Annotated in this window: 27 protein-coding genes; 5 read left to right on the forward strand and 22 right to left on the reverse strand. The window is 52.1% G+C overall.

Annotated elements, in window-relative coordinates; genetic code table 11:
• Positions 1–250: 250 nt before the first annotated feature.
• Genes ACVB80_RS18685 through ACVB80_RS18715 form a run of 7 tightly spaced genes read right to left on the reverse strand, consistent with a single transcriptional unit; the run spans position 251 to position 4,542 of the window.
• The gene (locus ACVB80_RS18685; protein ID WP_481082809.1) at positions 251–907 is read right to left on the reverse strand and encodes a type IV secretory system conjugative DNA transfer family protein; all 657 of its coding nucleotides are present in this window, start codon (positions 905–907) and stop codon (positions 251–253) included.
• Complete coding sequence (locus tag ACVB80_RS18690) at positions 885–1,373, reverse strand: hypothetical protein (RefSeq protein ID WP_481082810.1); 489 nt, start codon at positions 1,371–1,373, stop codon at positions 885–887. Before ACVB80_RS18690 ends, ACVB80_RS18685 begins: the two co-directional genes overlap by 23 nt.
• Positions 1,370–1,816 carry a hypothetical protein gene (locus tag ACVB80_RS18695; RefSeq protein WP_481082811.1) on the reverse strand — a complete coding sequence of 149 codons (447 nt, stop codon included), beginning with the start codon at positions 1,814–1,816 and terminating at the stop codon, positions 1,370–1,372. The genes ACVB80_RS18690 and ACVB80_RS18695 overlap by 4 nt, the downstream gene beginning before the upstream one ends.
• A complete protein-coding gene (locus ACVB80_RS18700; protein ID WP_481082812.1) occupies positions 1,809–3,884 on the reverse strand; it encodes a replication endonuclease in 2,076 nt (691 codons plus the stop codon). Before ACVB80_RS18700 ends, ACVB80_RS18695 begins: the two co-directional genes overlap by 8 nt.
• A gap of 19 nt (positions 3,885–3,903) precedes the next feature.
• Positions 3,904–4,095, reverse strand: coding sequence for a hypothetical protein (locus ACVB80_RS18705; RefSeq protein WP_481082813.1), 192 nt, complete (start codon positions 4,093–4,095; stop codon positions 3,904–3,906).
• A complete protein-coding gene (locus tag ACVB80_RS18710) occupies positions 4,092–4,277 on the reverse strand; it encodes a hypothetical protein (protein ID WP_481082814.1) in 186 nt (61 codons plus the stop codon). The genes ACVB80_RS18705 and ACVB80_RS18710 overlap by 4 nt, the downstream gene beginning before the upstream one ends.
• A 10-nt stretch (positions 4,278–4,287) precedes the next feature.
• Positions 4,288–4,542, reverse strand: coding sequence for a pyocin activator PrtN family protein (locus ACVB80_RS18715; RefSeq protein WP_481082815.1), 255 nt, complete (start codon positions 4,540–4,542; stop codon positions 4,288–4,290).
• A 131-nt stretch (positions 4,543–4,673) separates the two neighbouring features.
• Here ACVB80_RS18715 and ACVB80_RS18720 point away from each other — a divergent pair, with 131 nt between their 5' ends.
• On the forward strand, positions 4,674–5,279 hold the full coding sequence (locus tag ACVB80_RS18720; RefSeq protein WP_481082816.1) for a LexA family transcriptional regulator: 606 nt from the start codon (positions 4,674–4,676) through the stop codon (positions 5,277–5,279).
• Positions 5,280–5,317: 38 nt separating this feature from the next.
• Here the strand turns inward: ACVB80_RS18720 and ACVB80_RS18725 are convergent, their stop codons facing one another.
• Positions 5,318–5,779: a hypothetical protein gene (locus ACVB80_RS18725; RefSeq protein WP_481082817.1), complete on the reverse strand. Its 462-nt coding sequence runs from the start codon at positions 5,777–5,779 to the stop codon at positions 5,318–5,320.
• A 702-nt stretch (positions 5,780–6,481) separates the two neighbouring features.
• On the opposite strand from ACVB80_RS18725, the gene zur reads away from it, so the two are divergent.
• Both zur and ACVB80_RS18735 read left to right on the forward strand, forming a co-directional pair.
• The gene (zur, locus tag ACVB80_RS18730) at positions 6,482–6,940 is read left to right on the forward strand and encodes a zinc uptake transcriptional repressor Zur (RefSeq protein ID WP_481082818.1); all 459 of its coding nucleotides are present in this window, start codon (positions 6,482–6,484) and stop codon (positions 6,938–6,940) included.
• 14 nt (positions 6,941–6,954) lie between these two features.
• Positions 6,955–7,416: a chemotaxis protein CheX gene (locus tag ACVB80_RS18735; protein ID WP_481082819.1), complete on the forward strand. Its 462-nt coding sequence runs from the start codon at positions 6,955–6,957 to the stop codon at positions 7,414–7,416.
• 129 nt (positions 7,417–7,545) lie between these two features.
• Here the strand turns inward: ACVB80_RS18735 and pgi are convergent, their stop codons facing one another.
• Positions 7,546–9,198 (reverse strand): glucose-6-phosphate isomerase, encoded by a 1,653-nt coding sequence (pgi, locus tag ACVB80_RS18740; RefSeq protein ID WP_481082820.1) that lies wholly within the window; start codon positions 9,196–9,198, stop codon positions 7,546–7,548.
• 296 nt (positions 9,199–9,494) lie between these two features.
• Between pgi and ACVB80_RS18745 the strand changes: the two genes are divergently transcribed.
• Complete coding sequence (locus ACVB80_RS18745) at positions 9,495–9,914, forward strand: secondary thiamine-phosphate synthase enzyme YjbQ (protein ID WP_481082821.1); 420 nt, start codon at positions 9,495–9,497, stop codon at positions 9,912–9,914.
• Between the two features lie 9 nt (positions 9,915–9,923).
• Here the strand turns inward: ACVB80_RS18745 and ACVB80_RS18750 are convergent, their stop codons facing one another.
• From ACVB80_RS18750 to ACVB80_RS18760, 3 genes are read right to left on the reverse strand one after another with little or no spacing between them, the layout of a single operon-like run.
• Complete coding sequence (locus ACVB80_RS18750) at positions 9,924–11,150, reverse strand: BamA/TamA family outer membrane protein (protein WP_481082822.1); 1,227 nt, start codon at positions 11,148–11,150, stop codon at positions 9,924–9,926.
• A complete protein-coding gene (alr, locus tag ACVB80_RS18755; protein WP_481082823.1) occupies positions 11,143–12,228 on the reverse strand; it encodes an alanine racemase in 1,086 nt (361 codons plus the stop codon). The genes ACVB80_RS18750 and alr overlap by 8 nt, the downstream gene beginning before the upstream one ends.
• Before the next feature lie 8 nt (positions 12,229–12,236).
• Positions 12,237–13,631, reverse strand: coding sequence for a replicative DNA helicase (locus tag ACVB80_RS18760; RefSeq protein ID WP_481082824.1), 1,395 nt, complete (start codon positions 13,629–13,631; stop codon positions 12,237–12,239).
• Positions 13,632–13,779: 148 nt separating this feature from the next.
• Here ACVB80_RS18760 and ACVB80_RS18765 point away from each other — a divergent pair, with 148 nt between their 5' ends.
• Positions 13,780–14,541: a DUF481 domain-containing protein gene (locus ACVB80_RS18765; RefSeq protein ID WP_481082825.1), complete on the forward strand. Its 762-nt coding sequence runs from the start codon at positions 13,780–13,782 to the stop codon at positions 14,539–14,541.
• Positions 14,542–14,624: 83 nt separating this feature from the next.
• Here the strand turns inward: ACVB80_RS18765 and rplI are convergent, their stop codons facing one another.
• The 10 genes from rplI to hflC form a co-directional block, all read right to left on the reverse strand.
• Positions 14,625–15,077, reverse strand: coding sequence for a 50S ribosomal protein L9 (rplI, locus tag ACVB80_RS18770; RefSeq protein ID WP_481082826.1), 453 nt, complete (start codon positions 15,075–15,077; stop codon positions 14,625–14,627).
• 33 nt (positions 15,078–15,110) lie between these two features.
• Positions 15,111–15,338 carry a 30S ribosomal protein S18 gene (gene rpsR / locus ACVB80_RS18775; protein ID WP_000090472.1) on the reverse strand — a complete coding sequence of 76 codons (228 nt, stop codon included), beginning with the start codon at positions 15,336–15,338 and terminating at the stop codon, positions 15,111–15,113.
• A gap of 16 nt (positions 15,339–15,354) precedes the next feature.
• A complete protein-coding gene (priB, locus tag ACVB80_RS18780) occupies positions 15,355–15,657 on the reverse strand; it encodes a primosomal replication protein N (RefSeq protein ID WP_481082827.1) in 303 nt (100 codons plus the stop codon).
• Between the two features lie 8 nt (positions 15,658–15,665).
• Positions 15,666–16,055, reverse strand: coding sequence for a 30S ribosomal protein S6 (gene rpsF, locus ACVB80_RS18785; RefSeq protein WP_481082828.1), 390 nt, complete (start codon positions 16,053–16,055; stop codon positions 15,666–15,668).
• Positions 16,056–16,341: 286 nt separating this feature from the next.
• Positions 16,342–17,088: a 23S rRNA (guanosine(2251)-2'-O)-methyltransferase RlmB gene (gene rlmB, locus ACVB80_RS18790; protein ID WP_481082829.1), complete on the reverse strand. Its 747-nt coding sequence runs from the start codon at positions 17,086–17,088 to the stop codon at positions 16,342–16,344.
• A gap of 12 nt (positions 17,089–17,100) precedes the next feature.
• Positions 17,101–19,557, reverse strand: a complete 2,457-nt coding sequence (rnr, locus tag ACVB80_RS18795) for a ribonuclease R (protein ID WP_481082830.1) — start codon at positions 19,555–19,557, stop codon at positions 17,101–17,103.
• 193 nt (positions 19,558–19,750) lie between these two features.
• Positions 19,751–20,389, reverse strand: a complete 639-nt coding sequence (gene motX / locus ACVB80_RS18800; RefSeq protein ID WP_481082831.1) for a flagellar protein MotX — start codon at positions 20,387–20,389, stop codon at positions 19,751–19,753.
• Positions 20,390–20,566: 177 nt separating this feature from the next.
• Positions 20,567–21,883: an adenylosuccinate synthase gene (locus ACVB80_RS18805; protein WP_481082832.1), complete on the reverse strand. Its 1,317-nt coding sequence runs from the start codon at positions 21,881–21,883 to the stop codon at positions 20,567–20,569.
• Positions 21,884–22,081: 198 nt separating this feature from the next.
• Entirely contained in the window at positions 22,082–22,267 is a 186-nt protein-coding gene (locus ACVB80_RS18810) for a DUF2065 domain-containing protein (protein WP_481082833.1), read from the reverse strand.
• A 153-nt stretch (positions 22,268–22,420) separates the two neighbouring features.
• Positions 22,421–23,398, reverse strand: a complete 978-nt coding sequence (hflC, locus tag ACVB80_RS18815) for a protease modulator HflC (RefSeq protein WP_481082834.1) — start codon at positions 23,396–23,398, stop codon at positions 22,421–22,423.
• Between the last annotated feature and the right edge of the window lie 2 nt (positions 23,399–23,400).

The raw sequence follows: 23,400 nt of genomic DNA on the forward strand, positions 1-23,400 counted from the left end.
CCTTAACCAATTACGTCTTCGACTGCATCCACGTTATTGGATGCCCAAACCACTACGCCGGATACCAGCGCGGCAATGGTCGCCACAATGGCGATGTTTTTACCTGTCAGTTTCATCTGTTTTCCTTTTTGAAAATAAAAAAGCCGCTCCACGCAGAGCGGGGAACGGCTTCTATTTAAGAAAAGGATTGGGTTTCTATACCTAATGGTTTTTGGGTATCCATGCCTGATAAATGGGCTCTAAAGCCCAATTACCAGCGGATTTTACCTTTGACGACCTCTGTACCCTGCTGCATGAAGTATTCAAAGCGCGCCAGCCCGGTCTGCTCACTGACCGGGATACCGGTTAAATCTTCCAGATACTTGCGGCTTTTTGGGGTCTTGGTCAGCATGATGTAGCCATATTCGCAGTTATCAATGATGGTTTTGGATACCTCCTGACCACGCTGAAACAGGTTAATGGTGTGGATACCGTAGGAGCGCCCCAGACGCAGCAGCTTGCCATGATAGCCGGTAGCTTTACCGGCACTGGTCGAGTTCTCCGCGACCTCTTCACACACCACTTTGAGCGGCTTTTGATGCTTACCGTTGCCCATGCTCCAGATAACCCGGCAGAAGCGGTCAAAGTCTGCGGGGCTTGGCTCATCCGGGCGATAGGCGATTTTAAAGCCCTGTGTGGTCTTGCGCCCGGCCATCATGGCGCGGGCAAACTCGCGCAGGCTGCCATACACCCGGATTGCCCGGCCCCTGAGCTTGCCGTCATACTCACGTTTCGGGTCATAAATGGCGACCTGATCCGTCTCCCTGATGAGTTTCTTTTTGGCAAGTGAGGACTTGCCCGAACCGGACATGCCCACCACATAGGCGTGGAAGTTATCGAGCTTGTTATTGTTGTTGATGGGCTGCATCGGTGTTGTCCTCCTGAGCCACTTCCTTGGCCGCTTCCACGGCGGCATCTTCGGCCTTGAGCTGGCGCACCTGCTGCACAGAGCCAAAGGTCAGCGCCCCCGCAGCCATGACAAACGCCAGTTCTTCCTTGTAAGCTGCCAGCCACGGCGGCATTTCACCGCCGTATTTGACCAGCAGGGGCGCAGCAGACTTGGCAAAGTTCTCGGCCTTGTCCGGGTCAAAGGCAAACTTAGAATGACCAAACTGTTTGATGCCCTGCTCGGTCATCATCAGCACCGCCATGGCACTCTGCTCACCCGCTGCCAGTGCCAGCTTTTGTGCCTGGCTCTGCTCACTCACGGCTGTGGGGTCAAAATCCGGCTCATCCCCCTCAAACTCACTGAGAAACGCCTTTTCTTCTTCGCTGCTGTGCGCTTCGGTCAGCTCTTCCACGTCAATTTGGTTTTCTTCCAATACTTCACTCATGCTACTGCCCTCATGGTTTTGATGATGCCGCCGAAAATCAGCCCGGCGATTGCGCCAAGACCAACACAGGAAGCGGTACTGATACCGTCAGTTTTTGGTTCCGGTTTCGGTTCCGGTGCCACTGGTTTCGGCTCTGTTTTGGGTTCGGTGATGGTTGGCTCTGGTTCCACCAGCTCTGCTACAGGCTCCGATACCACCATTTGTGGTTCCGGTTGTGGTTCAGCTTTGGGGTTACTCAGGGCATCAAGCTCAGCCTGCACCTGCTCAAGCGGTTTAAACGCTTTCAGTTCGGCCTGCGCGGCCTTGCCACAACGCTGGTCAGCGCCGCACTCACAGTTACCCATCACAAAGTTTGAGCGCTTGCCCTTGCACTGCTTAATCGCTTTGGGGGTCATGCAGGTATGGCAGGCGACATACCCCAAAATATCGTTAATGTTATCCATTTATTTGGTCTCCAGTTCGGCCAGTCGCTGGTTGGTGGCTTTGACATAGCCAATCAGGGACTGAATAAGTGGTTTGAATGCTTTGCCCATCAGGCTCTGGGAAAAATCCTGACCCGCATTGATTAGGGTCTGGGTGTGCTGTTCGGCTTGTTGCTTCGCAGTCATGGTCTGGGTGTCCTCCGGTGTTGAAAAATTCAATGTGGTCCCGGTCTAACTCCATGTGGAGGAAGAAGTTCGAGATAAGTTGTTGCTGTCTGGTTGGCTTCACTGCTTGCGTACAGTTATTGCCACTAGTCCAAGGGCGCAGGCTCCCGCCTGCTTGAGAAGCCTCCGGCAAGCCGGACGGCTTTTTGATGAGTTTCCATTCGATATCACGGGTGATCACGGTCAGGCCACTACCCTGCAAACCGACAGTTTTGGTGACCGTCTCGCCGTACTTGTTTTCGGATAGCTCCACATAGGGTTTGATTGGGCGCAGAGCCTGCGGCAGGCGGTGACCGCCCATGTAATCGAAGTAGGCAGAGAAAAAGCCGCTGTCAGCCGCCCGGCGCGCTTTCTCGAACTGACAAAACTCCTGCTCGTCAGCAATACGGCGCAGCTCACGCCAGACGGTCACGCTCGGAGTTTTCTGAAACTGGAACTGGCGAAAGCCAAAGGTACGTGACCATGCTGTAACGTTGGCAATGGTTTCTTGTAACTTCACCTGCTTGGCATTGAGGTCAGACAAACCGTCCAGACCGAACCCGTCCACGTTTTTGGAAATGTACTTGGCGATATAAGAAACGGCATCGCCTTTATCCCGGTCAATAACGTCCACGCTTACCCGCGCTTTCATCGCTTTGGCGTTTGACTGTCCGTCTTCGGTGTATAGCTCGTCTTGGTCACGCTGCCACTGGTAGTGCTGCAGGAGCGAGATAAACGCGCCCACATGCTCAAGCGGCAGGAAAAACACGCCATGCCAGTGCGGGGTGCCGTCCGTGTGTGGCTCCACTACCCGCATGCCGTAGTAAGTCAATTCAGCGCGGTCTGCTGCCGCCCGAAAGCGCTGCCAAGACAGTGACAGCCACTGGTGCGCATGTTGCGGGGCTGCGCCGTTCCAGTGCGGATTTTCCACCCAATACTTACCGCGCATTTTCAGGCGGTGGTATTTGCCCGGAGCGGTCATGGTGACGAACACCGCGACATGGTTGTTTGAATCGGCGTATTCCTGACAGCCTGCAATGCGGGTCATCAACTCATGGCGGCGGTTCTCCGGGTTAGCGACAGAACTTTTGTACACGTCACCCATATCCAGCACATCGCCCTTTTCGGACTCAATCGCCATAAGCTCTAACCACTCACGCTGACGGTCTTGGCGGATTTTGAGCCACTCACAGGCAGAAAATGACGCATAAGGGGAAACGTGGGGCGATACCATGCCTACAGCGCGGCGGGCATTCTCAAACGCTGCCGCAACCTGTTTCTCAATGGCTTTTTTCCACACCGACTCATCCATCAGGCGCACCAGCATCGAGTAACACAGATCATCATCTGAACCGACTTTGCCATCCGGCACTAAATGCGGCATCCAGAGGCCGGAACCAACATGCTGATCAATCATCAACAGCGTATCTTTGACAGAAAGGCCGCTGCCGTAGCGCTCACTGGTAGCGTTTTCCAAGTGCATGCGGGCGCGCCCTGCCAATTCCGTGGCAAGACGTGCGCGCTTGAACTCGTTATCAACTTTCCACCACGGCTCTGGCAGTACCGACAACGCAGAGAACGCAGCCGGGGCGCGGGACTCGATAAAGGCCAGTGCCCGCTTAAAGCCATACTTACGCAGACGGACTGCAGAGGCTTTATCCAGATAGTTTTTAATATCGCCCGGCAGTTTGAACTGATTGGCAACCTGCGCAGCAAACGCAAACACCCGCTCGCGTGGCGCTTGACCACCAGAGCGGGAACCGGACACCATAGCCAGTGCCGGCGCTGTGGCCTGATTTTTCACAACGAACGTGGCCAGCTCCTGACGCAGGGCGTCCGGGAGCTTGGTCAGCGGGTTATTGGTAGGTTTGGTGTAGGTTTTCATGAGTCACCAGTGACTGAGGTTATAAACGCTCCAAAGAGACATACTTGCCGCTTTGGGTATCGCGTAGCGAATTGAAGCTCAGGTGACGATAATCACAGCAGGCCTGCGCCAGCAGCTTGAACTCTGCTTTGCGGTCAGCAGGTATCCACAGCGTGACTTTCTCCAAGCCCTGCTCTTTAAGCCTGGCTTCATACTTCGAGTTACGGCTCATGTGTTCCCCCTCTGGCGGAAACGGGCAGGAATATGGGATTTGCGGGCTGGCTTCTTCTGACGGCGAACGTCAGACAATAAGCGCGATACCCACTCAAGGGATTTTTGGGTTAGCTCAGGGTTGGGGTTCACCGTGCCCGCCATATCCGGGCAAGGTTTATGGATAGGGTCAAGAAAACTCATTCGAGCTACCTCAGGCATTAACTGAAAGCCATTCGGCTTTAGCTGCTGCATGACGTTTGTCGATATACGCGGCAAGGTCTTCAACCTTGATCAGGGACGGACTACGCTCAGATTCGCGTAGCTTGAAGGTAGGAACAGGGAAATCACACGCTTTAACTTTCTGCTCAGCCGTTTTCGGTGTGATACCAAAAAACTCCTGACAAACAGCTTTTAGCTCAATAGTGGGACTTTCAAAACGTGCTAATAGTGCAAATGTTGTATTCATGGGTCACCTGTGCAATTCTGGACAACTCAAAGAGGTTCAAATGTGGTTCAATTACTTCGCGAACCAATATAGAACCACTTTTAGTGACTTGCAACACCTTTGACCCACAACGACCCACAAAGGAACCAGCTATGACCACCATTAGTGAACAAATTGATGAGCTGAAACAGCTAACCAATACAGCGAAGAACACAGATTTGGCAAAGGCTCTTGGCGTTTCACCATCAACCATTCAAACCTGGAAGAAGCGTGAAAAAATTCCAGAAGACATCTTTATAAAAGCGAGACATATATCACAGAATGGCGCACTGGTGCCTCGCGGGTATATTGAGCTGAAATTCTATGATGTTGAGGTAAGTGCGGGGCATGGTGCTTTAGTGGAGAAAGAGGAAGAATCGCACGCAATGGTATTCAGCGAGCAGTTCATTCGTAATGAGCTGGGCTTCAACCCCAACAACATTTTCCTTATGCCCGTACGTGGTGACAGCATGAGCCCTACTTTGAAAAATCAAAGCATTGTAATGGTAAACAGAGTTGATGGTTTTTCGACGGACGGGATCTATGTGTTTAGGTATGATGGACGCTTAATGGTTAAGCGCCTGCAGTTCCTGCCAGATGGCATCAAGGTAGTGAGCGACAACCCAGCTTATGAGCCTTGGGCTTTGGATAAGAAAGATATTGAAAGTGAAGACTTTGAGATCATTGGTGAGGTTGTTTGGTCTGGACAAAGGATCTAAAAAAGGGAGCTTAGGCTCCCTTTCACTATAAACAAGTATTACTTGTGTCCTTGCTGCACGAAAGCATCTACTCGTCGTCTCAAGCCGGACATGAATTCTTTGTTAAACTTCTGCCCAGTTCCTTGAGCCCCAAACATATTATCATGATCAAGAATAAATCGTAGCGAAGCTACTGTAACAGCCTTGCCGTCTTCTTCACGCTCCTCAAAAAACAATACAACTAGTGGATCGTTTTTTCCATCAACTAAGCGCACATGAAACAAATTGAGATACCAAGGTACTGCACCTGGTGCTTGAGATGAGTCCTTTGCGCGACCATACTGCCTGTCTTCATCTTGCTGATAAATCTCTACAAAGCCTTGCTCTTCCCAGAGCTCGATCAAATCAGCAACATCTCCTGCATAATCTTCGGCTTCAAAGCCAAATTCCTGACTGATGTCAACAAAAAGCTCATGGACTTCAGCCCATGATATTTCCCGCCTCTGAACGTTTCCTGGCATTGGCAAAAACTCTTCTTATGTTTTCTCTGGTTTCAGCTCTCGTGTTACCACGGACTCGATGACCTTTCACACCATCACCGATCTCAACCAATTGTTTAACGATTTCTTTGTTAGTTCTCATAATATCAACCCCGCTTAACAGTGGAGTAAATGGAGCGTCACACTCTTTCGAGGATGACGTAAAAGCTGAGTGCTTTCTCTCTTGTTCGAGATCTTACTCAGCATGAGGTTTAATATGATTATATAATTCAGAGCCACTCACGGCAATTAAAAAGTAAACAAAAGCGTACATTCTGTGGCATAACCTCATAAACAAGGGAGACTGAAAAAAGGCACCACAGTCCCCCTATAGTCCCCCTTCATCACCACAAAGCCTTTTACCACTTAGAAATGAGTCCAGTCGAGCATGGGAGCCACAGACAGGCGCTGCATAGGAAAATTGTTTTGTTCCGGATTCGACACGGTAAACCTCATTTCATCTTAACTAAAGGATGGCCAGCTTCCATCGGGCCGATCGGTATGAAGAGGCAGGATTATACACGTGCAGACGAAGATGTTCAGCCCTGGCTTACCCGAACATCGGCAATAATGGTGACTTCATGTTGATTCGGTAACGGAATTTGCATACGGTAGGGAAAAAATTGACCATAGCTGCCGAATTGACAGCTTTAATGGTATATTATTAGTCATGTGCACCAAAAGGTGAGCAACTTGAAGCAGTCGTTGATTAAACGGGCAGAGGAAATTTGCCAAAGCCGTGGTGTTCGTATGACACCACAAAGAAAGCGGGTATTTGAGCTGATTTGTGAAAGCAAGTGTGCCTCAACAGCGTATGAGCTGCTGGACCGGCTGAAACAAACCGAACCTCAGGCGAAACCACCCACTGTATACCGGGCTTTGGATTTTCTTCTTGAACAAGGCTTTATCCACCGTGTAGAGTCAACGAACAGCTTTATATCCTGTTGCTCCTGTGGCGATCATGAACATTTTTCGCATCTGATAATTTGTGATAAATGTGGGGATGTGACCGAATTGCAGGATGAAGCTTTGGTAGCATTACTAGCGAAAAATGCAGAGAAACTGGGCTTTCATCTTACTAACCATGTGATTGAAACCCATGGAACTTGCCAGGCCTGTTTCTCTGAAGAGACCAATAACTAGAAAGTAAGAACGATATGCGCGCTGAGTTTGTAAACCCGTTTTTAGCCTCTCTGATGAATGTGCTGAAAACCATGGCCTCTTTGGATCTCAAACCCCAGAAGCCACGAATTAAAAAAGACGAAATCGCCCGCGGCGATGTCTCCGGCCTGATTGGTATGGTGGGCAGCCAGACCAGGGGCTCAATGTCGATCACCTTTGATGAAGGTCTGGCTCTGGAGATCATGCAGAACATGCTGGGTGAACGTCCAAACGGCCTGAACGAAGAAGTGACCGATATGGTGGGTGAGATCACCAACATGGTAACTGGTGGTGCCAAACGTATCCTGGCAGAAAGCGGCTTTGACTTCGATATGGCAACCCCTATAGTGGTATCCGGTAAAGGCCACACCATTCGTCACAAGTGTGAAGGCGCGATCATTATCATGCCATTCAGCTCTGAATGGGGTAATGCATTTATCGAAATTTGTTTCGAATAAGAGCTGGTTCGAGGTTCGAGATTCGGGAAAAAGAAGAAAAGCTGGTGATGTAAGTTACCAGCTTTTTTAGTGCCCTCAGAAAAGCAAAAAGGCCAGCGAATGCTGGCCTTTGTTATTTCTGAGCGGGTCTTAAGCTTTGAACGCCTTGAATGCGTTGATCAGACCATTGGTTGAGCTGTCGTGAGAGGTCACTTCAGAACCGTCTGCCAGCTCTGGCAGGATCTGGTTAGCCAGCTGCTTACCAAGCTCTACGCCCCACTGGTCGAAGCTGAAGATGTTCCAGATGATGCCCTGTACGAAGATCTTGTGCTCGTACATCGCGATCAGGTTACCCAGAGTGCGCGGGGTGATCTGCTTAACCAAAATGGAGTTGGTCGGACGGTTACCTTCAAATACTTTGAAAGAAACCAGAGACGCGATCTCTTCTTCGCTCTTGCCTGCTTTGGCAAACTCAGCGCGTACTGTCTCTTCAGACTTACCAAATGCCAGTGCTTCAGTCTGTGCAAAGAAGTTAGACATCAGTTTCTGATGGTGGTCGCCCGCCGGGTTGTGGCTCAGCGCAGGTGCGATAAAGTCACATGGGATCAGTTTAGTGCCCTGGTGGATCAGCTGGTAGAACGCGTGCTGACCGTTAGTGCCAGGTTCACCCCAGATGATTGGGCCAGTCTGGTAATCCACAGCTTCGCCGTTACGGTCAACGTACTTACCGTTAGACTCCATGTTGCCCTGCTGGAAGTACGCCGCAAAGCGGTGCAGGTACTGGTCGTATGGCAGGATAGCTTCTGATTCTGCACCGTGGAAGTTGTTGTACCAGATACCGATCAGCGCCAGGATCACCGGCAGGTTATCTTCAAATGGCGTTTCTGCGAAGTGCTTGTCCATCTCGTGCGCGCCCGCCAGCAGTTCAACAAAATTGTCGTAACCTACTGCAAGAGCGATAGACAGGCCGATTGCAGACCACAGAGAGTAACGGCCGCCAACCCAGTCCCAGAACTCAAACATGTTGTCAGTGTCGATACCGAACTCAGATACGGATTTCGCGTTGGTAGACAGAGCCGCGAAATGCTTGGCTACGTGCGCCTGATCGCCTGCAGCTTCCAGGAACCAGTCACGCGCAGTGTGAGCATTGGTCATGGTTTCCTGAGTGGTGAACGTCTTGGACGCGATCAGGAACAGAGTCGTTTCCGGGTTCACTTTCTTCAGCGTCTCAACCACGTGAGTACCATCAACGTTAGAAACGAAGTGCAGGTTCAGGTGGTTTTTGTATGCTGCCAGAGCTTCGGTCACCATGTAAGGACCCAGGTCAGAACCGCCGATACCGATGTTTACCACATCAGTGATCGCTTTGCCTGTGTAGCCTTTCCACTCACCAGAAATCACGCGCTCAGTGAAGCCTTTCATTTTCTCCAGTACAGCGTTTACTGCTGGCATAACGTCTTCACCGCCAACCATTACCGGGGTGTTGCTGCGGTTACGCAGTGCAGTATGCAGAACAGCACGGCCTTCAGTCTGGTTGATCGCTTCACCGCCGAACATAGCGTCGATAGCCGCTTTCAGTTCAGTGTCTTTTGCCAGAGCGAACAGGTGCTTCATGGTGTCCTGGTCGATCAGGTTCTTTGAGTAGTCGACCAGAATGTCTGAACCGAACTGAGCAGAGAACTGCTTAAAGCGCTCCGGGTTGTCTGCGAACAGCGCTTTCAGGTCCATATCCTGCGCAGATTCAAAGTGAGCGGTCAGCGCTTTCCACGCTGGTGTTTGCGTTGGGTTGATATTTTTTAACATGGTGATTATTCCAATAATCCTTTGGTGTATTCAGCAGCGACTTCCGTCGCCGGTTGAATTCCAGTTTAAGCAAAAAAGTTGGCAACTGCCTGAACCCTGCCCTTCCCGTTTTACACTCCGCAAAACAGGCCCCCAGAACAGGGCTGTTGTAATAATATTTCAGAATCTGGATTATGTCGTAATGCCCCTGCGGCGACATTGAGATACATCACGATAATGTAACTCCCTGGCAGCGCCACAAAGGTTACGCAATTACACTATTATAATTGACAATTTCCGCAACAGAGAACAAAACTATGTGGTCACAGCATACCCTGACATTACGTCCGCGATCCCGCGGGTTTCACCTTATCACTGATGAAATTGAACAACAAATTCCGCAGCTGAATAGTGTATCAACCGGATTATTACATCTGTTTATTCAGCACACTTCCGCCAGTTTAACCATCAATGAAAATGCCGATCCGACCGTGCGCCAGGATATGGAAGCGCACTTTAATAAATCGGTACCGGAACGTGCGCCTTACTACAGGCACACCTATGAAGGAGATGATGATATGCCTGCCCATATCAAAGCCTCGACACTCGGCTGCAGCATAACGATTCCGGTCACCAATGGGAGAATGGCGCTTGGGATGTGGCAGGGGATTTATCTGGGAGAGCACCGCGACCATGGTGGTGCACGCAGAGTGATTGCCACCCTGCATGGGGAATAAAACAAATAATCAGAAGGGCTGATTCACCATCACCTGGAACAACCCTTCCTCCCTGCCCACGGCCATTTCGGCGCGCACCACAATGCCTTCCACCTGGAAGCGGACACCACCGCCAAGGTTCCACTGCATGTCCGTGTGGAGGGTTTTCAGGTTGAACTCATCAGCTACACGGCCAACGTCGGCAAAAGCGACCCACTGCCACCAGGGTACATCAAACCAGTTAAACACCGGCCAGTTGCCCAAAGGCTGCCACTCCGGCATCACCCGGTACTCAGCACTGTAGTGCATAGCCGAACGGCCGTGATAACGCCCGCCGGTATAACCACGCAGGCGATACAGGCCACCAAGCGTCACACCGGCGTATTCCGGCGGGCGCTGACAGCCATCGCTGTTACAGTAGTCCCAGGTCGGCGTATCGGCCACATAGAGATCCAGTGCCAGTGTCTGATCACTGAACACGCCTTCCCACGCCCCAAGGTCCAGATAATGGCTGGCATCGGTCTCCACCATTACCCACTGGGTGCCATCGCTGTTTGCCGGAGAGTAAGTAACATCCAGATTGATTTTGGAGCCCTGAGACGGGTTACGGACATCATTGCGGTTATCCCACTCAAAACCCAGCCTGGCTCCCCAGGTGGACTCGGGAATATCTTTCGCTTCAGGGACATCAAGTTTACGGTAGTGATAGAAGGGCTCAAAAAACAGGGAAGAAACACCGCTGTCGAGTGGTGAGCTGCCGTCAATCTGACGGCGTGGATTCAGTGCGCCAAGGGCGCCACTGCCCTGCGCCGCTCCCCACGGAAGAATATACCGGGCAGTAAAACGGTAGCGATCTTCATCCGCATCGGTCTTTACGCTTTGGGAATAATCAGAGGCATTGTCACCGGCATCGCCAACATAGTACTGAAACCCGGCGTGTCTGCCCATATAAGCATCCGCCCCGAGCAGCCAGCGCTCACCCAGCATAAAGTTATTGTAGTTAATGTAGGAGATCCCGGTGCCTTTTTCGGACACCAGCCCGGAAGCGACCAGTCCGGCATTGGGCTGGATCACGCCTTTCATCAGCCCGGCGACACCGATAGTCGGGCCAAAAGTCTCGGTCGAAAACACAAACGGTACCGCTGTTGTGCCTTCAAACCAGGTGGTCCAGTCATTCCTTGACGCCTGAGCCGGCAGGGCACTGAACAGTGTCAGTACCAGCGAAGTACAACCGGCTCTTCGTATCCATTTATTCACTGTAGCTGAGCTCTACCCTTCCGGTCAGTTTGGTCACCAGTTCATAGGCAATGGTGCCGATATGAGCCGCCACTTCTTCTGCCGGCAGGGCCTCGCCCCACAGCTCCACATCATCACCCACTTTGTCTTTGGCATCCGGGCCGAGGTCCACTGTCAGCATGTCCATAGATACGCGGCCGGCTATCGGTACCCGGCGACCGTTAACCAGTACCGGGGTGCCATTTGGTGCGGTACGCGGATAACCGTCACCATAACCAATCGCAATCACACCGACTTTGGTATCCCGTTCGCTGCGCCAGATCCCACCGTAACCGACGCTGTCGCCTTTTTTCACATCCCGCACCGCAATCAGGTGCGAGGTCAGGGTCATCACCGGCTGATAGCCGAGTTCGCGGCCACTCTTATCGGCAAACGGCGATACCCCGTACATGATGATCCCCGGACGAACCCACTCAAAATGGCTGTCCTGCCAGGCCAGCAGCCCGGCTGACGCAGCCAGTGAACGCTCGCCCTGGCAGCCCTGAGTCAGGCCGCTGAACAGCTCAATCTGTTCTGCAGTTACCGGGTTATCCAGCTCATCCGCACAGCCAAAGTGGCTGATATAGCGCAGCGGTTTGGCCACATTGGCGCAGTTTTTCAGCCGCTCAATGAACAGTGGCGTCTCTTCCGGCTGAACGCCAAGGCGGTGCATACCGGTATCGATTTTGAGCCAGACTTTTACCGGCCCTTCCAGCTCCGCCTGTTCCAGCGCTTCAAGCTGTTCGTGGCAGTGCACCACGGTCTGAATATTGTTGGTCACCAGGATCGGCAGATCGTCCGGTGAATAGAAGCCTTCAAGCAACAGAACCGGCTTTACGATACCGCCGGCGCGCAGCTGCAGCGCTTCTTCAATTCGGGCCACACCAAACGCATCTGCGCCGGTCGCATGTTTGGCGATGGGCAGCAGGCCATGGCCATAACCATTCGCCTTCACCACAGCCATCAGCTTGCTCTCCGGCGCCTGCCGGTGAAGCTGAACAAAGTTGTGTTCCAGCGCGCTGAGATTAATGTGCGCGCATGCCGCTTTTTTATAGCTCACTGCCGTTCCTATTCTTCATCAAACGCAGGGCCTGCGTAGTTATCAAAGCGGGAGAACTGTCCCTGGAAGGTCAGACGTACCGAACCGATAGGACCGTTACGCTGCTTACCGATAATGATTTCAGCGATACCTTTCAGTGAACTGTCCGGGTTGTAAACCTCATCACGGTAGATGAACATGATAAGGTCGGCATCCTGCTCGATGGAGCCCGATTCACGCAGATCCGAGTTTACCGGGCGTTTGTCGGCACGTTGTTCCAGGGAGCGGTTAAGCTGCGACAGCGCCACGACCGGCACGTTCAGCTCTTTGGCCAGCGCTTTCAGGGAGCGCGAGATCTCAGCGATCTCCAGGGTACGGTTATCCGACAGCGCCGGAACCCGCATCAGCTGAAGGTAGTCGACCATGATCATGCTCAGGCCACCGTGATCCCTCGCAATACGACGGGCACGGGAGCGCACTTCGGTCGGCGTCAGGCCCGAGCTGTCATCGATATACATGTTTTTCTTCTCCATGAGGATCCCCATGGTAGAAGAGATACGCGCCCAGTCCTCGTCGTCGAGCTGGCCGGTACGGATTTTGGTCTGGTCGACGCGGGAAAGCGATGCCAGCATACGCATCATGATCTGTTCTGCGGGCATCTCCAGCGAGAAGATAAGCACCGGCTTTTCCTGCTCCATGGCGGCGTTTTCACACAGGTTCATGGCAAAGGTGGTTTTACCCATCGACGGACGGGCCGCGACGATGATCAGGTCAGAACCCTGCAGACCCGCGGTCTTCTTGTTAAGGTCATTGAAGCCGGTCGATACCCCGGTCACGCCGTCCTGCGGGGTTTTATACAGCAGTTCGATACGCTCAAGGGTCTTTTCCAGGATATTATCAACGTTCTGTGGACCTTCGTTCTCGTTGGTTCGCTCTTCTGCGATGGCAAAAACTTTACTCTCAGCCAGGTCCAGCAGGTCCTCCGAGCTGCGCCCCTGCGGGTCATAGCCCGCATCGGCAATTTCATTGGCCACGCCAATCAGGCTGCGCACCAGGGCGCGCTCTGCCACGATATCGGCATAAGCGTTAATGTTGGCCGCACTCGGGGTATTTTTGGCAAGATCCGCCAGGTAAGCAAAGCCACCCACATCATCGAGCTGCTCGCGCTGCTCAAGATATTCTGACAGGGTGATAAGGTCGAGCGGCTTGTTCTCTTCCAGAATAGTGCGAACCCCATCGAAAATCAGACGGTGAGGTCGGCTGTAGAAGTCTTTGGCCACAACACGTTCAGCCACCGAATCCCAGCGCTCGTTGTCCAGCAACAACCCACCTATAACCGACTGTTCAGCCTCTAGTGAGTGTGGAGGAACTTTGATAGCATCTACTTGCCTGTCCGCTGGTTTTTGGTTGCGATTGTCTGCCATGGTTTTCTCAGAATACGGTTAATGACCGCCCATTATAACCAGGATAAAGCGTTTGTAATCTGTTGATCGCAATTTAACAACCGCCTGACGCAGGCTTTACCGGGCATACCTACAATTTGCCCTCCAAACAGAGAAGAAGAGGTTTTGAGTGTCAAAGAATTCCTGGCTAGCGCTATGTCTGCTGAGCAGTGCCGGACTGCATGCCGCGGAAACTGAAGATACCCCTGCCCCGCTTCCATCCCCATTTCAGGCAGAAGTCGAATTCGGCTATCAGGCCCACACCGGTAACAGTGACAATGAATCAATCAACGGGCGCCTGTCCGGTACCTATACCGAGGGACGACACCGGAGCACCGGTGAGTGGAAATACTACAAGCTGAACAAAGATGGTGAAGAGGACAAGAATCAGTCCACCTACAAACTGCAGAGTGACTACAAGTTAGGCCCCAAAACCTATCTGTACGGCAACTTTAACGGCGTCGACTCCAAATACAGTGCTTATTTCCGGGATTACACTTTCTCAGCCGGTGTCGGTTATCAGTTCACCCATACAGAGAACTTCACTCTTGAGCTGGAGCTGGGTCCGGGCTACCGCCATCAGAAGCCCAATGCGGATGAGATAGACGACGAGATCATATTTAACCATGATGTCGATGAAGCGATCTTTCGTGGCAACATGAGCACCAAATGGCAAATCCTCGACAACCTGGCGTTAACTGCTGATGTCGCGGTGGTGGCCGGTAAATCAAATGCCCGCTGGGACAGCGACTTCAGTATTACCAATAACATCACTGAGGCGCTCCGGTTAAAGATCAACTACAACCGCACCTATCATGACCGGGTACCTAACCCTCAGGAACAGAACAATGCCGACAGCGTGACCTCAGTGAACCTGCTCTACGCTTTCTGAGCCGGCTCCTGACTTTTGCTGAATTACAGGCATAAAAAAACCGGCATCTTTCGATGCCGGTTTTAAAATCGCTTGATACTGAATTACTCAGCAGCAACAACCTGCAGGTTGATAGCAGCAAATACTTCAGAGTGAAGCTGGATGCTGATTTCGAACTCGCCAGTTGTACGCAGAGCGCCTTCAGGAAGACGAACTTCGCTCTTAGCAACTTCAACGCCAGCCGCAGTGATTGCGTCAGCGATGTCACGAGTACCGATAGAACCGAACAGTTTGCCTTCGTCACCAGCTTTAGAAGCAAGTACAACTGCTTCCAGAGCGTTAACTTTCTCAGCGCGAGCCTGTGCTGCAGACAGTTGCTCAGCAACTTTAGCTTCCAGCTCAGCACGACGTGCTTCGAACATTTCAACGTTAGCTTTAGTTGCCATTACTGCCTTGCCCTGAGGGATAAGGAAGTTACGAGCGTAACCAGATTTAACGTTTACTGTGTCGCCCAGACCGCCCAGGTTACCGATTTTATCAAGTAGAATAACTTGCATTGCTTAATCCTCTTTCTTAATAAACGGTGCCGATTACTGATGCTTGTCAGTGTAAGGCAGTAGAGCCAGGTAGCGAGAACGCTTGATCGCGCGAGCCAGCTGACGCTGGTACTTAGCGCTGGTACCAGTGATACGGCTTGGTACGATTTTACCAGCTTCAGTGATGTAGTTTTTCAGAGTTGCTACGTCTTTGTAATCAATCTCTTGTACGCCTTCTGCAGTGAAACGGCAGAATTTACGACGACGGAAGAAACGAGCCATGGGCTATCTCCTGATCTTAAATATGTATTATGTTGTCGGCATGCAACACTAGTTTACCGGTGCCATTCTGGCTGGTGTGGTAAGTGACAAAGCCTCTTACCTGAATGTTGCTGCCTATAACGAGTTGTTGAGTCAATGTCTGAACCTGTTCCCCGCTGACTACCACCGGCATGCGGCAATAAACCTGTCTTGGGAAACCTGCCTCGGCCATGGTAGAACGATGCTCCAGCCAAAATCGGCAATGAGGCACGCCCGCAGGGCTCTGGCTTCGAATCGGGGCTTTCGCGACAGTGCCACTCAGCTCCATTCGATTGGTCATATCATTAATTACTCAGCAGCTGCTTCTGGTTTAGCTTCGCTGCGCTCTTCACGACGAGGAGCACGCTCTGCGCGTTCTTCTTTCTGCTTCAGCATGATAGAAGGCTCAGTGATAGCAGCTTTAGTACGCATGATCATGTTACGCAGTACTGCATCGTTGAAACGGAAAGCAGTTTCCAGTTCGTCGATTACAGGCTGGTCAGCTTCAACGTTCATCAGAACGTAGTGAGCTTTGTGAAGCTTGTTGATTGGGTAAGCCAGTTGACGACGGCCCCAGTCTTCCAGACGGTGTACTTTACCGCCAGCTTCAGTGATTGAACCAGTGTAACGCTCGATCATGCCAGCAACTTGCTCGCTTTGATCAGGGTGCACCATGAATACGATTTCGTAATGACGCATTGGTTGCTCCTTACGGATTATTCAGCTTCCACAGTTGGCCCGGTCGTCCAGAGGAAGCAAGGAACTAAAGATAATTGACCGGGAATTAAGGACGACGAATAGTACAGAAAAACGGCGGATGGAGCAAGGATATTTTTTTGGGGAAAAGCGGGGCTGTGGTCCTGTGGTCCTGTGGTCCTGTGATCCTGTGATCCTGTGGTCACACCATAGAACCATAGAACCACAGAACCAATAAAAAAAAGCGCCAGCCTCACAGCCAGCGCTTCCGATACCCAGAGCCCAGGGCCTAAAGCCCAGCGCCTAATCTCTGTCTTACCGCCTCAAACAAACAAATCCCCGACGCCACAGAAACGTTCAGGCTTGATACGCTGCCTGCCATCGGGATTTTGATCAGGTCATCACAGGTTTCGCGGGTCAGACGGCGCATGCCGTCGCCTTCTGCGCCCATCACGATAGCCAGTGGACCGGTCAGTTTGGCCGCGTAGATATCGTGGGTTGCTTCGCCGGCTGTACCGACAAACCATACTCCCTGCTCCTGAAGCGCACGCATGGTGCGGGCCAGGTTGGTCACGCGTACCAGAGGCACGGTTTCTGCTGCGCCGCAGGCAACTTTGCTGACAGTCGCGTTCATCGGCGCTGACTTGTCTTTAGGTACGATAACTGCAGCTACACCGGCTGCGTCTGCGTTACGCAGGCAGGCGCCCAGGTTATGCGGGTCAGTCACACCATCGAGCACCAGCAGCAGCGGCGCTTCGTGCTGAGCCAGGATCGCGTCCAGGTCGTTTTCGTTCAGCTGACGGGCCGGTTTCACCCGGGCGATAATACCCTGGTGGTTAGCGCCGTGTGCTTTGTCATCCAGCGCTTTACGTCCCATCTGCTGGATAGAAACACCGATCATCTGCAGTTCGTTCAGGATCGGCATCAGACGATCATCCTGACGGCCTTTCAGTACAAAGGCTTCGATAAAGCGCTCTGGCTCTCTTTCCAGAACCGCTTTTACGGCGTGGATGCCGTAGAGAAATTCGTTACTCATTACTTATTCCGGTTACTTTTGGGCGCGCTTTTTCTTACTGCTGCGCGATTTTTTCTTGCGTGCTTTTTCCGCTTTGGTCTTCTTGCGGGGCTTTTTCGCTTCGTCCTCGCTGCCATCCGGGCGTTTGGTCGGCTCGACCAGCGCTTTGGCTTTCGCTCCCGGTTTGCGGGCTTTTACCGCCGCTTTTTTCTTGGTGGCGGCTTTCTTCTCTGCCTGAGCAGCACGCTTCTTGGCGGTTTTTCCTTTGCCGCGTAGCTTACGGCTTGTTTCGACCAATTCAAAGTCAATTTGTCGATCATTGAGGTTAACCGACAGGACTTTTACTTTGACCGCATCACCAAGACGGTAGATAGCACCGAAGCTCTCGCCGATAAGTCGCTGACCAATAGGGTCAAACTGATAATAGTCGTTGTCCAGGTTAGAGATATGCACCAGGCCGTCGATATGCAGCTCGCTCAGGCGAACAAAGAAGCCAAAGCCGGTGACATTGGCAATCACCCCTTCCATCTCTTCACCAACGTGATCCTGCATGTACTCACACTTCAGCCAGTCTGATACTTCGCGGGTCGCGTCATCAGCGCGGCGCTCTGTCATCGAGCACTGTTCACCGTAGAAGTCCATATCGTCAAACGAGTAATGGTAGCCCCCGGTCGGCGTCCAGCGGTCCTGGTTGCGCCCTTCCTGCTTGGCGATAAGGTACTTAATCGCACGGTGCAGCAGCAGATCCGGATAACGACGGATTGGTGAGGTAAAGTGAGCATAACGCTTGAGTGCCAGACCAAAGTGACCAGCATTATCAGCGTTGTACACCGCCTGCTTCATTGAGCGCAGCAGCATGGTCTGAATGAGCTCTTTATCCTGACGCTCGCCAATTTGCTTCACCAGGTTAGCGTAATCGGTTGGTGACGGCTCAAGGCCACCCGCCAGATTCAGGCCCAGCTCACCGAGGAACTCGCGGAAGCCCTGAAGACGCTCTTCACCCGGAGACTCGTGCACCCGGTACAGCGCCGGCTCTTTCAGTTTTTCAACCAGCGACGCCGAAGCGATATTAGCCATGATCATACACTCTTCGATGATCTTATGGGCGTCATTGCGGATAACCGGTTCAATGCGGTCAATCTTACGCTCGGCGTTAAAGATAAACTTGGTCTCTACGGTCTCAAACTCGATCGCACCGCGGTCATCACGTGCCTGTTTGAGTACCTTGTACATCTTGTGCAGCTCTTCCAGGTGCGGAACCAGTTCAGAGTAACGTTCGCGCAGCTCTTCGTTGCCATCCAGAATTTCACCAACTTTGGTGTAAGTCAGGCGGGCATGCGAGTTCATTACAGCTTCATAGTGTTTATAGCCTGAAAGCTTACCGGTGGCGGAGATGGTCATCTCACACACCATACACAGGCGGTCAACCTGAGGGTTGAGCGAACACAGGCCATTAGAGAGCACTTCCGGCAGCATAGGCACCACCTGAGACGGGAAGTAGACCGAGTTACCCCGGTTGATTGCTTCTTTATCCAGTGCGGTGTCCGGGCGAACATAATGGCTCACGTCGGCGATAGCGACCCACAGGCGCCAGCCGCCGCTCTTTTTCTTCTCACAGAAAACGGCGTCATCAAAGTCGCGCGCGTCTTCACCATCGATGGTGACCAGCGGCAGATCACGCAGATCAACACGGCCCTGCTTGGCTTTTTCCGGTACCTCTTCGCCCAGTCCTTCGATCTGCTTTTCGACCTCTTCCGGCCACTCGTTCGGGATCTGGTGGGTTCGGATAGCAATCTGGGTTTCCATGCCCGGTGCCATATTTTCACCCAGCACTTCCACCACTTTACCGGCCATACCACGTGAACGGGTACCACGGTCGGTGATCTCAATCACTACCACATTACCCATACGGGCACCGGCTTTGTGTTCATTCGGGATCAGGATGTCATGACTGATACGCGAGTCATCCGGCACCACGTAAGAGTAACCGTATTCCAGGAAAAAACGGCCGACGATCTGAGTATTCCGCTCTTCCAGAACCCGTACCAAACGCCCCTCTGTACGGCCACGCTTGCTGTTGTCTGTCGGCTGAACCAGCACATAGTCACCATGGATGATATTGCGCATCTGATGGTGTGGCAGGACGATATCCCCTTCCTTACCTGTGCTTCCTTCCGGACGCACCCAGCCATGACCATCTTTGTGACCAATTACATAGCCTTTAACCAGCTCAAGCTTTTCAGGCAGGGCGTAACACTGCTTACGGGTAAACACCAGCTGGCCATCACGCTCCATTGCGCGCAGCCTGCGGCGCAGGCCTTCGTACTGCTCTTCACCCGACAGCTCAAGGGCTTCAAACAGGTCGTTACGGTTCATCGGCACATTGGCTTTGGTGAGGTAGTCGAGGATAAACTCGCGGCTCGGAATCGGGTTGGAATAGTTTTCGGCTTCGCGATCCGCAAAAGGATCAGAGTGGCTGCGTTCAGACATAAGCATGACCTGCTAAGGAAAGGATATAGTGTAAGTATATCTAAATCTGTCAGTTAGCGACACTTTTAGGCCGGTAACGGCCACGATTTGTCGCCCCCAGTACTCATCCTGATTCACTCTTTGTGGTATCTCTGGTCCCGATAAAAGACAAAACGCCCCGTAAAGGGGCGTTTTAGTGCGACTATGAAAAAGGTTACCAGAAAGTATTTCGCCGTTTGGCGCGGGCGATAATATTCTCCGGCATCCGCTGCTCCAGACCCTGCCTGAGCATTGCAATCCGTTTGTGCTGGCGCGCATCCGGTGTGATGGAGTTATACAGCCACCGGTACGCATCTTCATAGTCGAGAGGGCTGCCATAATCACGCAGCAGCAGCTCGGCCAACTGGATTCGGGCACTAAGGTTACCCATAGCAGCAGCTTCCCGCAGGTAAGGGATCGCCCGCTCTTTGTCCTGCTGGACAAAAGTACCCCGCGAGTAATACCGCCCCAGCTGCTCAAGCGCAGCCGGCATACCCTGATGAGCGGCGTTCTCGATATAGTAAAGCCCCAGCTCTACGTCACGGTCCACGCACACGCCCCAGGCCAGCATGTCGCCATAGAGAAACTCATAGGCGGGCAGACTGATCCTTGTGGCACGGGCCACAATATCCTCCACCAGCTGACATCCGTCGGCTTTGACTCTTTCCAGGTGCTTGTTGTCTTCAATCAGTTTGATCAGTTCGGCTTCGCTGTATACGGGTACCGGCTCTCCTATCCCCTCATCAGCCTGCACCAAACTGACACGGGAACAGAGCGCCAATACCAACGAAGCCGCAACGGCTCGTAGTTTCATAGTCGCACTCTTTACTCATACCGTGCTTTCTTATCGGCAACCGCTGCTAATTCTTTAGCCATCAATTGCCGCTGTGTGGCAACAATTTGCCATCGATGTATAAAGAATAACCAACTTTCAGACATAAAAAAACCGGCTGTATAAGCCGGTTTTAAAATTCTCAATGCTGTCAGGCAATTAAGCTTCGAATGGGTGAACCTTGATGATGGTCTCAACACGGTCCGGGCCAGTAGAAATGATGTCTACCGGTACACCAGTCAGCTCTTCGATGCGCTTGATGTAGTTCAGCGCAGCCTGAGGCAGATCTTCCAGAGATTTCGCACCAAAGGTGTTCTCAGTCCAGCCTGGCATGGTTTCGTAGATTGGAGTCGCTTTTTCGAACTCATCTGCAGCCATTGGAGAAACTTCCATTACGCTGCCGTCGTCCATCTGGTAGCCAGTACAGATCTTAAGCTCTTTAAGACCGTCCAGTACGTCCAGTTTAGTCAGACAGAAACCAGTGATTGAGTTGATCTGGATTGCGCGGCGCATTGCCACTGCATCAAACCAGCCAGTACGGCGCAGACGACCAGTGGTCGCGCCAAACTCGTGGCCAACTTCGCCCAGGTGCTTACCAACAGGATCCTGCTTGTCCTGACCGTCGTACAGTTCAGTAGGGAAAGGACCAGCGCCTACGCGGGTGCAGTATGCTTTCGCGATACCCAGGATGTAACCAATGTGACGAGGACCGAAACCAGAACCCGCAGCAACGCCACCAGCGGTGGTGTTAGAAGAAGTTACGTATGGGTAAGTACCGTGGTCGATATCCAGCAGAGTGCCCTGTGCACCTTCGAACATGATCTTGTCGCCGCGCTTGCGTGCTGCATCCAGCTCGTCAGTCACGTCGATAACCATAGAGGTCAGCAGATCAGCGTAGCCCATCGCCTGCTCAAGTACTTCTTCGTAGCTTACAGCTTCAGCTTTGTAGTAGTTCACCAGCTGGAAGTTATGGAATTCCATTACTTCTTTCAGCTTCTCTGCAAACGCTTCTTTATCGAACAGGTCGCCAACGCGCAGACCGCGACGTGCAACTTTGTCTTCGTATGCAGGACCGATACCACGACCAGTAGTGCCGATTGCTTTCTTACCACGTGCGATTTCACGCGCCTGGTCCAGAGCAATGTGGTATGGCAGGATCAGCGGACAAGCTTCAGAAATGAAAAGACGCTCGGTTACTGGAATACCGCGCTCTTCAAGAGGCTTCATTTCTTTCAGAAGTGCATCTGGAGAAAGAACAACACCGTTACCGATAATGCATTTAACATTATCGCGAAGGATGCCTGATGGAATTAAGTGAAGAACGGTTTTTTCACCGTCGATGACCAGAGTGTGACCTGCGTTGTGACCGCCCTGGTAGCGAACCACGTATTTTGCATCTTCAGTTAAAAGGTCTACGATTTTACCTTTACCTTCGTCACCCCACTGGGTGCCCAGAACGACTACGTTATTACCCATCTTTCCAAGTCTGATTGCTAGTTAAAAATGGATTCTAGCATTGAATCACATTTCTTGCAGTCATTTTTTGTTCATAAAGCCGTCTTGTGTTAGGCAGACTGACAAAAACCAGCGCTAACTCTTTAAATTATATAAAAAACAGAGCGGCATAACCCGGCAAAAACGAACAAAAAAGCCGCAAAAGACAGAACAAAAAATCTAAAGAAGGGTCACTACGATCACCGCACCGGCCACCACCAGGCAACCTCCGATACGACGCAGCATATTATCCGGCTGACGACTCAGCTCCGCGACCATATTACGCCAGCCGTTTGGCGCGATCAGCGGACCGATACCTTCAGCAATAAGGACAAAACCGAGGGCAAGGAGGAGGGATTGGGTCATGAGAAAACTCTGTTTTAGGCGCTGGGCGCTACAAGACTGTTCCGCATAACGCGGTACGTCAACATAGATGTTCAGAAATTTCAGCGCTCCTGCCAAGGGCCCAGAGCCCAGTGCCGAGCGCCTGTAAAAAAGCCCCTTTCGGGGCTTTTTAGATTACTTCGCGCCTTTCGCATCATTCATGTACTGGAAGAACTCACTCTTCGGATCCAGTACCAGAATGTCGCTCTTGCTGCTGAATGATTTCTCATACGCGTTCAGAGAGCGCAGGAAGCGGAAGAACTCAGGGTCTTTGCTGAATGCATTCGAGTAGATACCCGCTGCTTTTGCGTCAGCTTCACCACGGGTTACCCGCGCGGTTTTATCGGCTTCAGCAAGCACGGTTGCCACTTCCAGTTCAGCCTGAGCGCGGATAACTTCCGCTTTCTCACGGCCCTGTGAACGGTGCTTACGGGCTACCGACTCACGCTCAGCACGCATACGGCGGTAGATAGACTCACTGATCTCATCCGGCAGGTTGATTTTCTTGATACGGAAATCAACTACGCGAACACCCAGGTCATTCAGTGCAGATACGCGGGTATCCGCCAGCACTTCTTCCATGATCTGGTCACGCTGACCGTCGATCTTCAGCGCTTCACGCGCCGCTTCAGTAGTCAGCACCTCATCAGCTTCTGCTGCATCAGGCAGTACATCGTCGTTACGCGGACCAGATACAATCTGCTTGATCTCACGCGAACCGATTTCTGAACGCAGCACGTCGGTCACTTTACGCTCAAGCAGTGCCTGAGCAGTAAGAACGTCACCGCCACCGGTTGCCAGGTAGTACTGACCGAAGTCTTCGATACGCCACTTCACGTAGGAATCGATGATCACGTCTTTTTTCTCAGAGGTCACGAAACGGTCTGAACGGCCGTCCATGGTCTGAATACGCGCATCAAGACGCTTCACACGGTCAAACATTGGCAGTTTGAAGTGCAGGCCCGGCTCGTAGATACGGGACATCTCATTGGTATCTTTCAGTACCCGGCCAAAACGGATCACAATACCGCGCTCCCCTTCCGGGATCACGAACAGTGACATCAGCATCAGTGCCAGCGCGACAACAATTACAGGGATCGCCAACTTACGCATAC

The organism is Vibrio sp. 9-16B-A1, from assembly GCF_056726165.1.

Coding starts and splice junctions, on each gene's coding strand:
- ACVB80_RS18685 (WP_481082809.1), bottom strand. CDS start 907: ATGCAGCCCATCAACAACAATAACAAGCTCGATAACTTCCACGCCTAT.
- ACVB80_RS18690 (WP_481082810.1), bottom strand. CDS start 1,373: ATGAGTGAAGTATTGGAAGAAAACCAAATTGACGTGGAAGAGCTGACC.
- ACVB80_RS18695 (WP_481082811.1), bottom strand. CDS start 1,816: ATGGATAACATTAACGATATTTTGGGGTATGTCGCCTGCCATACCTGC.
- ACVB80_RS18700 (WP_481082812.1), bottom strand. CDS start 3,884: ATGAAAACCTACACCAAACCTACCAATAACCCGCTGACCAAGCTCCCG.
- ACVB80_RS18705 (WP_481082813.1), bottom strand. CDS start 4,095: ATGAGCCGTAACTCGAAGTATGAAGCCAGGCTTAAAGAGCAGGGCTTG.
- ACVB80_RS18710 (WP_481082814.1), bottom strand. CDS start 4,277: ATGAGTTTTCTTGACCCTATCCATAAACCTTGCCCGGATATGGCGGGC.
- ACVB80_RS18715 (WP_481082815.1), bottom strand. CDS start 4,542: ATGAATACAACATTTGCACTATTAGCACGTTTTGAAAGTCCCACTATT.
- ACVB80_RS18720 (WP_481082816.1), top strand. CDS start 4,674: ATGACCACCATTAGTGAACAAATTGATGAGCTGAAACAGCTAACCAAT.
- ACVB80_RS18725 (WP_481082817.1), bottom strand. CDS start 5,779: ATGCCAGGAAACGTTCAGAGGCGGGAAATATCATGGGCTGAAGTCCAT.
- ACVB80_RS18735 (WP_481082819.1), top strand. CDS start 6,955: ATGCGCGCTGAGTTTGTAAACCCGTTTTTAGCCTCTCTGATGAATGTG.
- pgi (WP_481082820.1), bottom strand. CDS start 9,198: ATGTTAAAAAATATCAACCCAACGCAAACACCAGCGTGGAAAGCGCTG.
- ACVB80_RS18745 (WP_481082821.1), top strand. CDS start 9,495: ATGTGGTCACAGCATACCCTGACATTACGTCCGCGATCCCGCGGGTTT.
- ACVB80_RS18760 (WP_481082824.1), bottom strand. CDS start 13,631: ATGGCAGACAATCGCAACCAAAAACCAGCGGACAGGCAAGTAGATGCT.
- rplI (WP_481082826.1), bottom strand. CDS start 15,077: ATGCAAGTTATTCTACTTGATAAAATCGGTAACCTGGGCGGTCTGGGC.
- rpsR (WP_000090472.1), bottom strand. CDS start 15,338: ATGGCTCGTTTCTTCCGTCGTCGTAAATTCTGCCGTTTCACTGCAGAA.
- priB (WP_481082827.1), bottom strand. CDS start 15,657: ATGACCAATCGAATGGAGCTGAGTGGCACTGTCGCGAAAGCCCCGATT.
- rpsF (WP_481082828.1), bottom strand. CDS start 16,055: ATGCGTCATTACGAAATCGTATTCATGGTGCACCCTGATCAAAGCGAG.
- rlmB (WP_481082829.1), bottom strand. CDS start 17,088: ATGAGTAACGAATTTCTCTACGGCATCCACGCCGTAAAAGCGGTTCTG.
- rnr (WP_481082830.1), bottom strand. CDS start 19,557: ATGTCTGAACGCAGCCACTCTGATCCTTTTGCGGATCGCGAAGCCGAA.
- motX (WP_481082831.1), bottom strand. CDS start 20,389: ATGAAACTACGAGCCGTTGCGGCTTCGTTGGTATTGGCGCTCTGTTCC.
- ACVB80_RS18805 (WP_481082832.1), bottom strand. CDS start 21,883: ATGGGTAATAACGTAGTCGTTCTGGGCACCCAGTGGGGTGACGAAGGT.
- ACVB80_RS18810 (WP_481082833.1), bottom strand. CDS start 22,267: ATGACCCAATCCCTCCTCCTTGCCCTCGGTTTTGTCCTTATTGCTGAA.
- hflC (WP_481082834.1), bottom strand. CDS start 23,398: ATGCGTAAGTTGGCGATCCCTGTAATTGTTGTCGCGCTGGCACTGATG.